Source organism: Halomonas gemina (assembly GCF_023554995.1).
Classification (GTDB): Bacteria; Pseudomonadota; Gammaproteobacteria; order Pseudomonadales; family Halomonadaceae; genus Halomonas; species Halomonas gemina.
On sequence record NZ_JAMJPK010000001.1, the window covers coordinates 563,865 to 578,630 of the forward strand.

General features: G+C 46.4%; 13 protein-coding genes. All 13 read right to left on the reverse strand.

Features of this window, described 5'->3' with window-relative positions; all coding sequences use genetic code 11:
• Nucleotides 1-2: 2 nt before the first annotated feature.
• Nucleotides 3-1,070, reverse strand: coding sequence for a glycosyltransferase (locus tag M8009_RS02815; RefSeq protein WP_250059244.1), 1,068 nt, complete (start codon nucleotides 1,068-1,070; stop codon nucleotides 3-5).
• Nucleotides 1,067-1,633 carry a serine O-acetyltransferase gene (locus M8009_RS02820; RefSeq protein ID WP_250059245.1) on the reverse strand — a complete coding sequence of 189 codons (567 nt, stop codon included), beginning with the start codon at nucleotides 1,631-1,633 and terminating at the stop codon, nucleotides 1,067-1,069. The genes M8009_RS02815 and M8009_RS02820 overlap by 4 nt, the downstream gene beginning before the upstream one ends.
• Nucleotides 1,634-1,731: 98 nt before the next feature.
• On the reverse strand, nucleotides 1,732-2,874 hold the full coding sequence (locus M8009_RS02825; RefSeq protein WP_250059246.1) for a glycosyltransferase: 1,143 nt from the start codon (nucleotides 2,872-2,874) through the stop codon (nucleotides 1,732-1,734).
• Nucleotides 2,874-4,169 carry an O-antigen ligase family protein gene (locus M8009_RS02830; protein WP_250059247.1) on the reverse strand — a complete coding sequence of 432 codons (1,296 nt, stop codon included), beginning with the start codon at nucleotides 4,167-4,169 and terminating at the stop codon, nucleotides 2,874-2,876. Before M8009_RS02830 ends, M8009_RS02825 begins: the two co-directional genes overlap by 1 nt.
• Nucleotides 4,170-4,283: 114 nt before the next feature.
• On the reverse strand, nucleotides 4,284-5,660 hold the full coding sequence (locus tag M8009_RS02835) for an undecaprenyl-phosphate glucose phosphotransferase (protein WP_250059248.1): 1,377 nt from the start codon (nucleotides 5,658-5,660) through the stop codon (nucleotides 4,284-4,286).
• 48 nt (nucleotides 5,661-5,708) lie between these two features.
• The gene (locus tag M8009_RS02840; RefSeq protein WP_250059249.1) at nucleotides 5,709-6,638 is read right to left on the reverse strand and encodes a glycosyltransferase family 2 protein; all 930 of its coding nucleotides are present in this window, start codon (nucleotides 6,636-6,638) and stop codon (nucleotides 5,709-5,711) included.
• Nucleotides 6,628-8,346 (reverse strand): hypothetical protein, encoded by a 1,719-nt coding sequence (locus tag M8009_RS02845; protein ID WP_250059250.1) that lies wholly within the window; start codon nucleotides 8,344-8,346, stop codon nucleotides 6,628-6,630. Before M8009_RS02845 ends, M8009_RS02840 begins: the two co-directional genes overlap by 11 nt.
• Before the next feature lie 18 nt (nucleotides 8,347-8,364).
• A complete protein-coding gene (locus tag M8009_RS02850; RefSeq protein ID WP_250059251.1) occupies nucleotides 8,365-9,216 on the reverse strand; it encodes a glycosyltransferase family 2 protein in 852 nt (283 codons plus the stop codon).
• A 65-nt stretch (nucleotides 9,217-9,281) separates the two neighbouring features.
• A complete protein-coding gene (locus M8009_RS02855) occupies nucleotides 9,282-10,970 on the reverse strand; it encodes a hypothetical protein (protein ID WP_250059252.1) in 1,689 nt (562 codons plus the stop codon).
• 207 nt (nucleotides 10,971-11,177) lie between these two features.
• The gene (locus tag M8009_RS02860) at nucleotides 11,178-12,101 is read right to left on the reverse strand and encodes a hypothetical protein (RefSeq protein WP_250059253.1); all 924 of its coding nucleotides are present in this window, start codon (nucleotides 12,099-12,101) and stop codon (nucleotides 11,178-11,180) included.
• Nucleotides 12,102-12,185: 84 nt separating this feature from the next.
• Complete coding sequence (locus tag M8009_RS02865; RefSeq protein WP_250059254.1) at nucleotides 12,186-13,286, reverse strand: rhamnan synthesis F family protein; 1,101 nt, start codon at nucleotides 13,284-13,286, stop codon at nucleotides 12,186-12,188.
• Between the two features lie 15 nt (nucleotides 13,287-13,301).
• Nucleotides 13,302-13,853, reverse strand: coding sequence for a dTDP-4-dehydrorhamnose 3,5-epimerase (gene rfbC, locus M8009_RS02870; protein ID WP_250059255.1), 552 nt, complete (start codon nucleotides 13,851-13,853; stop codon nucleotides 13,302-13,304).
• Nucleotides 13,850-14,731 (reverse strand): glucose-1-phosphate thymidylyltransferase RfbA, encoded by an 882-nt coding sequence (gene rfbA, locus M8009_RS02875; RefSeq protein ID WP_250059256.1) that lies wholly within the window; start codon nucleotides 14,729-14,731, stop codon nucleotides 13,850-13,852. Before rfbA ends, rfbC begins: the two co-directional genes overlap by 4 nt.
• Between the last annotated feature and the right edge of the window lie 35 nt (nucleotides 14,732-14,766).

Here is a 14,766-nt window from a genome sequence, read left to right on the forward strand (position 1 = left end):
AGTCAGGAGGTTATCTCCATGAGGCGAAGATATTCGGCAGTTACAACTTCCGCTGAAAAGGGGGCGTAGTGTTCCGCTCGGATGGTGGGGGGGTTGGCAATCATCTCTTTGATTTTCTTACCCAATAACTCCCCCTCATCGAGAGGTACCAGACAGTCAGAAAGCTCTCCCTTGAGTATCTCCCTTGGGCCTGATGGACAGTCAGTACTGACAACCGGGGTACCGCATACCAGCGACTCTACGATAACGCGGCCGAACCCTTCGGAATCCGATGATAAAACTAGCAGGCGAGCATGATGCATATAGGCATAGGGATTTGATTTTTCACCCACGAAGTGCACTCGTTCAGTGATGCCAAAATCATCGGCCAGTTTCCTTGCCTCGTTGATTTCACCATCGCCCACAACAACAAGGTCTTGTGAAATCCCACTATTGATGTAAGCCCTCAACAACCTATCGTAACGTTTTTGTCGTTTCTCAAGCCTACCCACAAAGACGATATAGTCTTCGTAGCCCACCGACTCCTGCATCATCGTCTGGATATAATTGGCATCGATAATATTATGAATAACTACAGAATCTCTTAAGGCTACACCCTTGGCCGCCAAAAAGTTCAGTATGCCGCGTGAAAGTGCAATGACTCTTCGTCCATTATACAGGCGGATAAGTTGGCGAAGCCTGTGATTATAGCGATGCCCTTCCAATAGTGCAGAGGGATCGGTACGCATACACAACCAAGCCCTTTCTGCCAGACTCGAACGGGTAACGACCTGATGTGTGTAATGAAGGTTAGCCACCACTAGGTCAAATTCGCCGGGCTGATCACGAAACCATTGATCCAGCAGACGAGCATGCAGGTGATATCGTCTTAGCTTTTGCCAGGGGCCGCGAGGCTGAAAGCTGACGACATGGATATCAACGTCGGATGGTACCTCACGCCAAACCTTGTCTTGCAGGGAAACAATCGTGATCGCAAAACCACGAGCAGATAGCGCCTTGGCCAGGCTCAGTATGGAAACGGGAGCTCCACCGCCACCCAGATGATCGGCAAGAAATAGAATACGCATCATAAACGATGAACGGCTCCCACCCTATCGCCAGCTCGTGTAGAACGAATCACTCGAGCAGGCACACCCGCTACTACTACATCATCTCCAAATTCATCAGCCACTAAAGCATTAGCACCGACTACAACACGATTTCCAACGCGCCCTCTTCCCACAAACTTAGCACCCGGATATAGTGTGACGTCGTCGCCTACTCTTTGCATCAAACCATCGTGATTGCGTGGTGCTGCCCCTACGGTTACCTGTTGATAAATCAGGCAGCGCTCGCCAATTTGCAAGCCACCACCTAACACGATTGAGGTCGGGTGAGGCAACCTCAGTCCCTTTCCAATTTCAGCTCTCGGATGGACGTAGAGTCCAAAGCTTGTAACCAACCTGTACTGTGCCCAGTTGGCGATAATGCTCCAGCCCTGAGAGGAGCAAAGCTGAACCAACCGTATATACAGCACGGATTGACGAGAAGGGCTCCGGGAAAACAGCACCTTGAGCAGGCGCAGATACACCCAGCGGGGCTTGCCGCCCAGCACCTCACAGGTGCAGGTATCCAGAAACTTTGTATGAAGCATCACACGCCACTAATCCAGGCAAAACAAAATGATATCAGCTCATCAAACATGGAGCTTGAAGACCAGGTAATCGCAATTATGCATCACGCCTGACCATGTCAGCTCTGCCCCACGAACCGGTTAGCCACCGTCTCAGGCCGGAAGTCATCGAGCCAACTCTCCTTGACAGTTGGCTTCTCGCCTTTTACGGCAGCGCGGATGTCCTCGGCCAGACTCTCCTCGTCATGGGGTACGATGCTGGCTTCCAACTCACCCTTGAGGATCTCGCGAATGCCCCCCGGGCAGTCCACGCTGAGCACCGGCGTACCGCAGGCCAACGCCTCGAAGAGCACGATGCCCATGCCCTCGAAGCGCGAACTGAGCACGAACAGTCTCGCATGGTGCATCCAGGGGTAGGGATTGGCACGCTGGCCGGCGAATATCACTCGCTCATCAATCCCCAGTTCCCTCGCCAGGGCCTCGAGCCTCGAACGCTCCTGACCATCGCCCAACAGCACCAGGGGAAGTACCACCCCGGAACGGGCATAGGCACGCAGCAGCAGGGCCTGATCCTTGGCTGGAACAAGGCGCGCCACGTTGACGATATAAGGCTCCTCGGGAAGGTCCGGCTCGGGTTTTATCATCTGCCGATGGATGCTCTCGAGCGGACAGGGGTTGGCAATCACCTCCAGCGAGGCCGGCCTGAAGTGCCAAGCCCGCATGGCCTCCCGTACGCTCTCGGCCACCCCTTGTGACACCGTCACCAGATGGCGACGATGGTAGAGGCAGCGCGCAAACAGCCGCCGACGCCAGTTGGTCTCACCCACATGAAGAATGTTCTCCAACACGAAGCGCGCCCGATCGTCCCGGAAGCTCCATACCAGTTCGAAGGTGCCGATCCCACGGAAGACGATACGGTCCACCCGGCCATGGCGATGCTCGAAGGCCTTGAGCCACAGCCGGAACACCACACCCCCCATGATGCCGGTGCCAATAAACAGCGAACGCTTGACTAGAGGGTTCAGGATCAGGCGTGCCAACAGTTCCAGGAAAAGACCTATCCCGGTGAGTCGGCTCCACCAGCGCAACGCCAGATGATGCTGCTCCACTTCGGAATGTTCCGGGACAAACGGCTTGTCAACCTGCCGAAAGCAGAGCAAATGGCTCTCATTTCCCGCCTGGGCAAACGCATCCGCTAGGTTCACTGCCACTCGCTCCATCCCCCCCATCTTGAGGGAACGAACTACCACCAGCGTACGCATCAGTACATGTCCTTATGTTTCAGGGCAGGGAAAACGCGTCGACCGGTCTTCCGCTGCCACCGCCAGATATGCGTCACCAGCCCCCCTACCACCAGGTTATGAACATAGACCCCCGTCCCGAAGGAGTTATAGGACTCGAACTGATTGACCACCATCCAATAGACAAAGAAGGCGGCGCCAAACAGCGCTACATCGTTGGGCATCACGCCACCCCGCCAGGCCAGCCAGGTGCCACGGCCGATCCATACCGCCAGGGCAAAGACCACCAGCACGCCGAGCAGGCCGTAGGCCACCCACACCTCGAGCAGATAGTTATGCAGATGGCCGAATCGTTCCTTCACCTCGACAGGAAGCCAGGAGGTATGGTCCATCACCAAGGAACGCCCCTCACTGCCCCACCCCACCAGGGGGCGCTCGGCGATCCACTCCAGGGCCGCCCGCCAGCTATGGATACGAATGCCGATACTGGTGTAAGGCACGGAATCGAACTCACCCTGGGTAATGTCCGCCACTACCGAGCTTTCGTGTGACAACCGCTCGGTCAAGGTGCCCTGGAAGACCATACCCAGCACGATGACAACCACCAGTAGACCACCAGCCGTCAGCATCACCGGCCTGGCAGGATGCGCTGCGCTGACACGCGAACACATAAGGGTCCAACCTAGCCACAGTGCTCCCGCTGACGTCAGGGCTAGTGTTACGGCCAGCCATACGGCCCGTGTCTGGCCGATGGCAATGCCAACCAGGCACAGGCCGATCAGCAGCAGCGATATCGTTATACGCCATGGCACCCACCGCCCGCCAACACGCCCGAAACGCGTCGTGAACACGACCAGTCCCAGCAGAGCCACACCGAACAGCATGGAACCGTGCTGCAGGTTACGGATACCGAAACCCACACGCTGCCCCTGCAGCCCGGCCAACCACTCCTGAAGCCCGTCGCCATGGGTAAAGGAGGCTACCAGGTACCCAAGAAGAGCCAGCGACCATACCAGCAAGGTGTTGCGGGTGCTGCCACCCAGCCACCACGCCACCGCGATGAAGATAAACAGCTTGGCAAGGCGATCCAGCTTGGGATTATCGCCCACCCATTCGGGATGGTGCCATGCCCCCAACGCCCAGGAGAGCGTCTGCACCAACAACGCGGCGAGGAGGAGCCACATGGGCCCGCTGCTCCGAAGGCCAGAGCCGTACACCAGGACCATACCCAGGCCGAGCAGTGCGCAAAGGGTTTCTGCCAGACTTCCTGCCGACGGCCAGAGAATGCCAAACCCGGCATACAGCGCAAGCGCCATAACGCCAGGCCACCTTAGGATCGCAGGACTCTTCCAGGCCGGGTTGCCCTCCCAGATTTCACCGAACCTCATATCGAGCCATCCCTCTCGGTGGCTCGGCTTGCTACCCGCCCTTCAATATGCATTCGGTCCTCTAAGCCCCTTGATGATCGTTAACGCGATGATTCGAAGATCCAGCCAGATCGACCAATTATCGATATACCACAGATCGTACTCGACCCGCTTCTCCATCTTCTCGATGGTCTCAGTAGCACCACGAAATCCATTGACCTGAGCCCACCCCGTGATCCCCGGCTTAGCCTTGTGGCGCTTCATGTACGACTCCACCAAATCCTTGTATTGGTCGTTATGAGCCAATGCATGAGGCCTCGGCCCAACAATGGACATCCGGCCTTGTAATACATTATAAAATTGAGGCAACTCATCTAAAGACGTCCGTCGGAGAAACGCACCAAATCGAGTAATCCTTGGGTCCCCGAGACGGGCTTGGGTGACTTGACCACCAGGTTCCTCGTGAATCTCCATGGAGCGAAATTTATAAACCTTAAAATTACGCCCATTGACGCCAGTGCGATACTGCTTAAATAAAACCGGGGCAGATGGGCACTGTAATTTCAACACTAAAGCGATAGCCACACAAATGGGAAAGGACAGTAAAAAGAAAAACGTTCCGAGCACCTGATCCTCAATTCTCTTGATGAAATGAGCCGTTTCCGTCATCGGAGTGACACTGAGATCAATGCTCATATGACCAGCCACCTCGCTAACACGGTGGTTAAGCAATGACATATCACGAAACTCGGGGATAAACCGTACCTCAACCAACTGATGGCGAAGAGCGTACATCACATCCCTAACCGTGGCTCCCATTTCTAACGGCAAACAAACCCATACCTCACGAGCCCCCGAGGCCGCGACGCGTTGAGCCAAGTGAGCTAAGTCTTTAGATGATGGAGTTTGCTTGAATCTTTGAACACCTGAAATAGAAAAACCTTCGCCTGGATAGCGACGCATTCCTTTTGCCACCTTGAGTATATGCGTAGATGGACCGACAAGAAAAACTCCACGAAGATTAGCACCAAACGATCTAGCGCGCTTAAGGAGCAACATGACAATGATACGAAACCCAGCAGCCAATCCCCAGGAGAGTAACATAGTCGAGCCGAGCCAAATGCGAGAAAACCGATTCGCCGCTTCACTTAAATAAATGATGGAGGAGGCGATAAGCCCTACGAGGACCCATATCACTAACAGACGGAATAAAATCTTGGCAAGTCGTGTGGTCCGCCAATGCACATAAGCACCATCAATAAAGTTGGCCATGACGACAAACAAAGATATTAGCGTCATACCAATGACATAGCGCTCGTGCGGAGGATAGTCAGTAAGGCGGAAATAATAAGCTACAAACCCAGCAATAAAGACACATAGGGCATCGACCAGAGGCACAAAAATGGGCGCAGGAAACGTTTCGGTAAGGCTTTTTTTCATGCTAAACTCAGATAGCTGATCAAAAAACTCTATAGAAGATGAGCAACTTCAGGAAAGCCAAAAACGAGTATGCATAGAAAGAGCTTTTTTAACATTCATCGGGATAAAAGCCTCAATTGATCCCAGTTTAAAGCCGATTAGTTTCAATGCATTCCTCAACAAGGACGATGGCCATAAATAACAATGGCGAAAGCCTAAAAATTTCAATTCCGAAAGCACATACCTAAGCCCCTCTCCCTCGACACCCCCCAATTCTTTACATATCCAAGGTGTACGGGAATGGAAAACCCCTATATCAAAATAACGCGAAAACTCTTGTAACAATGTATAGTCATGCGAATGAAAACAGGTAGCATCGGCGGAATAAGCAATTTTCCAGCCGCTCACAAGCATGGAAGCACCAACATACATGTCTTCGGACAAAATAAGTTGTGTAGGAAAGCCACCAACCTCTTGTAACGCCGTAGCACGGTAAGCTGCAAAGGAGTTGGAAACAAATGCCGCTTTTATCCCCTTGCTTATTGCATCCTCTAGAGAGTATACATGGGAAACACTTGGATAGTTAAAAAAGCGAGCATGCTGAGCCAAAAGCGAGGCACCAACGTGTGGTAGTTGACGGCCATAAGCACATCCAACTTCAGGATCGGCGAATGCGTACAAGAGTTGCTCAATTGCCCTGTCATGCGCCAGAATTGCATCCTGCGTCAAAAAAACATAAATATCGTAACCGGTTAATCGATCAACCATCATTTGACGAGTCCCACCATGATCGAATTCAGAACGCTTTATCGACATGGCGCTATCATTAGAATACTGCTGAACAAGATTTTCTGTACCGTCGTCAGAAGAAGAGTCTACGAAAAACAAATCAAAACAATAACTTTGTTCCGACAATGCATTAACAAACACCTTTAGTTCTGGACCTGCATTCAATGTTGGCACTATGCAACAAATAGAAAAACGCTCATCAGGAAACATGCATGCCTACTTTTTTACTATGACAAGCTTTTTTATACATATCCAATAACATTGGAAGACCATTGACTACATCAGCATATCTCTGAGATTTCATTGCCCTACAAAATTCATGGAAGAGACAAGAAAACTGTATTTCTTCAACAGAAACATTTTGAAAAACACTTCTCTCTTCGGTAAGAGTAGAGAACTTCTCAGAAAGTTCTGCTAAATGATTTTCTTTAGCTGGCCAACCCGCAGCCCCTTGCTCAAGCTTCCACTCTCCCCATTCTAACAATAAAAACGTATCTTCATATCCCTTAACTAGCCATTCTTTTTTCACAGGAGCACTCAACATCAATGGCATCTGATTCATAAGATTACACATGCCTGAATAAGAATCCAGAAGCTCAGTGAGCTTTCCAGTTTCCTGCGATCCTATAGACAATTTTAGTCTAGAAAAATCAGTGTCACGTAAAAGGCTCGAAGCTAAAGGGTGTGATCTACGATATTGATCCACAATCTCATCCGGAAGTGTAACTCCCATTAAATTTAACTGTATATCCCTAGGTGGAATCGCCGGCTTAGTAGAGAAAACGTCTATTTCACCAAAGTCCATGACATGGATGTGATGACCGCCTAAATATGTAGTCAGCAACAACTTGGGTGCGGGTAAATTTACGGAAGAATTTAGCAAGAGAGATGCTTCATGCTGAGCCTTTTTCTTATGTTTTTTATGATATATCTTTACGAAGCAATAATTATTTGACGAAAGGTTCTTTACTACTAAAAACAGGACATCCGGAATTCCTGATTGCCGCCACTGCACATGGTATCTTTGCCATGAAGTCCCAGTTGCTTCTTTGAGTATATCAGGCGCCCATGAATCAATACTCCTGTTTTCTAATAGGTACCATACCCCATCGCTGCCTTTTCGCTCTCTTTCTACAAAAATCTTATCATGAAAATATACCGCATCCATTTTATTTTTGTTACCTATAAAGAAATGAATATCTCTCGCCACTGAGCTAACATTGCCCAATATAATTCTAAATGCTATTATAGAAACCAATGCAACTATAAAATCGGGCGGATGTAAATATAAAAAATCAACTAACACATATGAAAACACACCGAAGAAAGCAAGGCCTTGCGTAATATTCAGCACATTTCCCAATTCTGATGCAGGTAGAAAACCTCTCTCTTCAATCCGCGTGATGTTAATAATATACAGCAGAAAAGTGGCTATTATCACAAAAAATAACAGCAAGATCTCTTTATAAAACACAGAAAAGAAGAATGATGAAAGTAATAAAAAAACAATGCTAGATAGCATTGAAGAAATTCTTTTATAGGAACCATGCAAAAAATCGTCTTGTCCTTCGAAAAGAACTAACTTGGCACTTTTCCTCTCCAAAGATCTATAGCCGACCAAGGTATAGACCTCGCTAACCTTTGATGAAATTACATGTACGACAAACAATAACCCAGATATAACTCCTAAACCAATAACCAGCGCATCCCAGCCTATTTTATTAACAATAGGTATAAAATAAGTTGGTGTAGTTTCCGAAGAAAGCAATATAATTACTTTCATTGGAACTAAAAATGCTAATATCATTGACACTTTGGCAATGAGTGCTGAGAGTGTTGTGATTAATGCCATGACGGGCGATGCAGTAATAAACTTCCACAATAACCTCATTACCCAGGTAAAGACTTTATTTAACATCACATTAATATCTCAGAATCAGTTTCTTTTAAAAAAATAAAATATTTTTAGAATGGTTAACCAAGACAACGCCATATAACTATTATGGCCAAGCTCTGCAGCTTGGGCGAGAATACATTTATAGTCCGCCCACCATTTCTTGGCATCCATAATTTTTTTCGTATAGCTTTTCAAGCTATAACCTTTAGCGCCGATAGCATTTTGAGAATGTTGCCTATATTTCACCAGCGGCTCGGGCAAAAATTGGACAATTCCATCGTTCCTCAAGATGCAACATGAAATCCACCAATCATGCATGACAGCAGCATCGGCCATGGGTAAGGATAATTCAATAGCTCTTCTATTTAAGATAGCTGCACAACCAGTTACGTTATTCTGTATAAGTTGCCGGGGCAACGTTGCATGTCTAGGAAGCCGCTGATAGGAAAAGAAAGAAGGTGAAATACAGCCTAAGGAATTATCAACGACCTCCAGGTCACAATGAATTAAAATCGGCTTTTGCGGAAAATTTAATTCCGTTTCCTTGATAGTCTTTAACATCTCTTGGATTTTTTCCGGCATCCATACATCATCTTGATCACAGAACATGATATAATCAGCCGATGAATAATTCATTAAAAACTCAAAATTCTTTAGAACCCCCAACCTTACGTTTTCATCCTGTATGACAAAAAAAACATCAGGATAAAAATCAGAATATTTTTTCAGTATAGAGACAGTGCTGTCATCTGAGCCGTCGTCATGTACTAATACTCGTATTGGCCGATGTGTTTGCGCAAGCAAAGATTCTAGTAGATCGACTAAATACCTCTCTCCATTGCTTGTAGCTAGCAAGATTTCAACCAATGTATTTTTACACCAAGATGACAAGATTTATTCTCCATTATCTAACCATGCCATAATTCATCGAAAAAAATTTTATTACAACACTACCTTCACCTGCGGCGCGAAAAAGCTGAAGATACTTTATGTAGCCACGATCGATTTCGATGAATATTATCCGGCTTTGCAGGTGATTCTATTAACTCAATATCCAGGTCTTGCCAAACAACAGCGATTCGCCGTGCAAGATCAGCGCGAGCAGCAAGATGCTTTACTCCAGCTATTGCTTGCAGTACAACAAGTTGCGTTGCCGGGTCGCTAGCTCGCTGCCGCCTCAAGGCAGAATGAACGGAGGAGAAGTTTTCGGGAGCTTGCTTCATATGCAGGCTAGCCAGTTGATACTCAAGTAGCGGCGGGCGACTGTTAATACTCGCTAACAGTGCAATGCCCTGATCAGTTTTTCCCTGTAGATCTAGCCCTTCTGCTAGTGCTTGTACTAGAGGTGATTTATTTGGGTGTCGCTCTAGTGCCTTCCGGAGGTGACTTTCAGCTAGGCCAAAATGGCCTTGAGAAAACCAAAGCCGGCTCAATCGCACATGGAAGGATGGGTTAGCATCATTACGTGCGATGGCCTGCCAATAAAAATGCTCAGCAGCTTCATCGTCTAACTCAGACTCGTGACAAATGCCCAGCAGATGAAAGAGGTAAGGCATAACCTTGCCACATAATAACACTTTCCCAAGAGTGTTCTTCGCTTCCAGTGAATTACCTCGAGCCATCTGGGAACGGGCTAGATGTTCCCAACATTCGGGGTCGAAGCGTGCCTCTCGCTCTATACGTTCCTGCCAGTAAACCGAGTCCAATGGCAAATGGGTATGCTTCGCCAAAAGCTCCAACTGCTCTTTTAGGGTGCCTTCCGGCATATGTGAAGAAAGTATAGCTGGCGAGTCCACCCTGTCTGCAGCGGCTAGTAGTAGCTTAGCATGCGTTCCTACTTGACGGTCCTGTACCCAATGGGGGTGTTCACTCTCTGCACGATGATCCGTGAATTCCAACAATCGTTGCCACATTGCCTCCAACTCGTCAATCAGCGAAACTGACAGACGATCACGAATGCTAACCTCGATACTGTCGTGGCTTAAGGAATGACGTATAGGAGATGCCGTCTCTATATCTAACGACAAACAAAAGCGGCTGTTGACTTTTTCTATTACAGGCAGGCCGGCTATCAACGCCTTCTGGGTGACTACCAGACAGAGTTCGCGATCCTCTTCCAACAGATCAAGTATGCGCCGGTGGTAGGCTAACCACATGCGCGCTGCACGCTCAGGATCTCGCCAAAATATCGCGTCCCCCCAAACGCTTCCTTCGCCCAAAGCTAGTACCTGACTGTGACGACGATAAAGAGACTGCACGCTGCCGCTCCAGTGCCGCAGTAGCACCAAGTAGCGACCATGCTTTCCCAGTGCTTTGCGCCAGGCCGGTAGAAACAGGCATGTGCGGGGATCTTTGGCCCCCCAGGTATCACCAGATGTTAGGTCGCGCTGCAGTATATAACGCGAAATTAAATCAACTTGCTGCGGAGGTTCTAGCGTTATTTGATCGTGGAATTGCCAGTTTACACCATTTATCCGCAGCAGGCGGTCATGAAGATCCACCAGCCGCATATCTTCAAAATGGCCCTCAGGATTTGAGATTGCTGGCGGCATCAAGTAAAAACCCATATTGAGCCCAGCACGATAGAGCCATTGGGAAAGCGAAGAAGACAGGCTTCGATGAAAACTAATAACGAGCAATTTCACGACTTAGCACCACGCACGGATCATCGGAACCATAAGAACATCCACATCTAAAAGCTGGAAATTTGGTTGAATTAGACTAAATGAGTATATAATAATGCGTCTGATTTTTATTTGCTATTATCGGTTTTATCTCAGACATGTTTGCTATTATTTAACTTTTTTCACGCAATTATTAGTGGTAAAAACCTCCTAAATTGCAATAAATTATCACTCTTCAAAAATATATGGTGTATTATTCAAAAAATTAATTTCATCACTGACTTTGGCTTTTATCACATCGCCTTTTTTAATCTCAACTCCTGAAGGAAGTTCGAAATTAAACGCACATGCCTGTCCAAAGGTTTTTTCTAAATCCTCCCGAGGAGAATTAGCTTTCACAGTTCCAAGCAAAGCATCATTGCGATATATATCAACTAAAGCGATTTTTTTATTATAATCGTACTTAGCCCAACCGCGCACTAAACCTTTATTTACAGCATCTACTCTACCTTGAGCCTTAGTGATCCTCGACTTATCCAAGTAATCCTCAGGTGAAGGCCGAATGAAGGCTATCGCATCGCTTATCTGCTGTTCGCTTGGTGATAAACCCGAGAATTTTTTAAGTTCGTGAACAAAATTTTCCGTATTGTTTATTACTTTCTCATAAGACACGAACATCGAGTTAGGGTTATTTTTTTCAATAAACCTCAGGCACTCTTCATACTGTGAGACAGCATTTTTCATTCCCTTAATAATATCTTGCTTCATTGAAATATTATTTCTATGTGCGATAGAAAAGATATCTTTGAAAACAAATACATAGAAAGGAGAATCAAGAGTTTTGTGTACAGCCTGTAAATATGAGATGTTCGATGGCCGCTTCCAGCCCCACGTTTTGTATGAAGCATTATATCTTCTTACTGTTTCTAATGCTGAATCATAATCTTTATTCTCGAAAAATGCTGAAAGCTTGAGATCCTCATAAACAGGAGGGGTTGCAGTCTCACCCATGAAGACTCCTAACTTACTTAACGCACCAGCTACCATAGAAGTGCCACCACGTGCTGTACCAACAACCACAATCGGCTTACCGTCTATTGGCCGGCACTTTCCAAGTATTGCAACACCCTTGTTAACCAAAGAGTCTTTCACAACCATCCTCCTAAAGCTCGACGCCTAAGATAACTACTGACCAATTTCTATAAGAAAATAGAACCAAGTGATTCATGAATTAATTTACTTAACTCCAACATTGAATTTAATTTTGTCACCAAAGCTCAACTCACTGCTATCTCCTTTTTTCCTTAACGCATTTATATATTCACAAAACTCCCGCTCTTGCAGTAAGTTAGAGGTTATATACTCCACCTCCCAGAAAGGGAATCTGCTTCTATATACAATGTCTTTTTTATATAATGGGGAGTTGAGGAAGTATGGGAAAAGAAATGCTCCCGCGTGTATTGGAGACGTATTGTTTAAAATGTTAGTAATAACCTCAACTCTGTAGCCTGCAGATTTACTATATTTCTCTTGATCTATTGCACCACGCCAAGGCCGCGGCAAAAAACTAAGTATCTCGCCAACTTTCTCCACTGGCTCTTGCTTTAATTTATCATACATTTTTGATACTGAATATACCACATATGAACTTCTAGCAGACTCAGCTATAGCTTTAGAAAGCTTTTTCTCTCCGTTCTCTATTGCGTATATCCTGTTATTTATTGGCACATAATTTTTCCAGAACTCCCTAAATCCCTTACTTTGGAATACATGGTTGGATATGGATACACAGAATGATTGCAAATGGTGGCCTTCACTAAGACTCCAATTTTCATAAGCAGCTATTGCGTCAATGTCTTTCAAAAGCTCTTTCACAAAAGAACTCAGGCCATTAGATGAGTAATAAACACTATCATTCATTAACAAGAGCCTATCTAGCTCCACGTTACTTTCATATATATAGGAAATTGCATCCTTGTATGCCCCAAAATCAAAGCCTTGATTATTCCGCAGTATTAACTCTTTGCAATTTCTAAGGAAGAACTCTTCCTGCTCCTCACTAAGAGTATGATTGCAAACCAGCATAACATTGACACTATTCTTTGTTAGCTCTTTGACAATATTTTTTATGCTTTCTGACAGTCTCCCATCTGGCTCATAATAGACTAATATTGCATAAGTTCTGCTATCTTCATAATTACCTTTTTTTATTTCGACAATATTATTTTTTTTCCGATTCTTTAATCTTAACTTTTGAGCTAGAATATCTATATGGATATATCTTATTTTAGCCGCTAAAATAAGAATTCTTGTGCCTATGGATGTCAGCTTCCCCATTCAAGTATCCTTTAACTATTCAAAATAATCTGCAACGGAAAAACTATTTGCCATCTCGTCCTTATCTGACACTATAAAATCAACATCCAGATCTGGCCAGTGGATATCTAAATCAGTGTCGCTCCATATTATGGAGCGCTCACAATCAGGGGCGTAAAAGCTGGTTGTCTTATATAAAAAATCTGCTGTCTCAGAAAGAACTACAAACCCATGTGCGAATCCTTCCGGCACCCAAAGCTGTCGCTTATTTTCCTCAGACAAGTAGGCAGTAACCGATTTCCCAAAGGTTGGAGAGCTTTTCCGAATATCTACTGCAACATCAAATACTTCACCACGCGCAACTCGAACCAATTTACCCTGCGCATGGGGAGAAAGCTGATAATGCAAACCCCTCAACACTCCTTTACACGACCGAGAGTGGTTATCCTGCACAAACTCAACCGGGTAGCCGATGGCCTCCTCGAATTTTTTTTGGTTAAAGCTTTCGAAGAAAAAACCTCTCTCATCACCAAATACGTTGGGCTCTAAAAGAACAACCTCGGGTATATCTAAAGGAGTCGCTTTCATTTTCTGGCTCCTTTTACAACACGAAGAAGATATTGTCCATATCCCGTCTTTTCCAACGCCTCAGCTTCTGTCAAGATTTCCTGATCAGAGATCCAGCCATTATGCCAGCCAATTTCTTCAAGACAGGCCACTTTAAGGCCTTGTCGATGTTCAATAGTTTGTACGTACTGACTGGCCTCCAAGAGACTGTCGTGCGTTCCAGTATCTAACCAAGCAAAGCCGCGGCCAAGACGTTCAACACGTAAATCGCCACGTTCTAGATAAGCATTGTTAACGCTGGTAATTTCCAGTTCACCCCGGTCAGAAGGCTTCACCTGCTTGGCAATTTCAACAACGTCGTTATCGTAGAAATACAATCCTGTAACCGCATAGAATGACTTGGGCTCTTTAGGCTTCTCCTCGATGGAAACCGCCTTGCCTTGTCCATCGAACTCAACGACCCCAAATCGCTCAGGATCCTTGACCCAATAGCCGAATACCGTTGCTCCACTCTCATGCCCTGCAGCGCGATTGAGCTGCTCCGTGAAGTGCTGACCATGAAAAATATTGTCGCCCAATACCAAACAGACTGAGTCGTTTCCAATAAACTCTTCACCAATAATGAATGCTTGTGCCAAGCCATCAGGGGTCGGTTGCACTGCATATTCAAACTTTATGCCAAATTGAGCACCGCTTCCCAGCAGTTTTTCGTACTGGGGCAAATCATCGGGTGTAGAGATAATCAGGATTTCACGAATACCTGCAAGCATCAGAACCGATATCGGATAATAGATCATCGGCTTGTCATAGATTGGCAGGAGCTGCTTGGAAACTCCACGAGTGATGGGATGCAGTCGAGTTCCGGAACCACCAGCGAGAATGATACCTTTACGTGACATATTGGCAACCTTGTATTATTGAATCTTAGCTATGC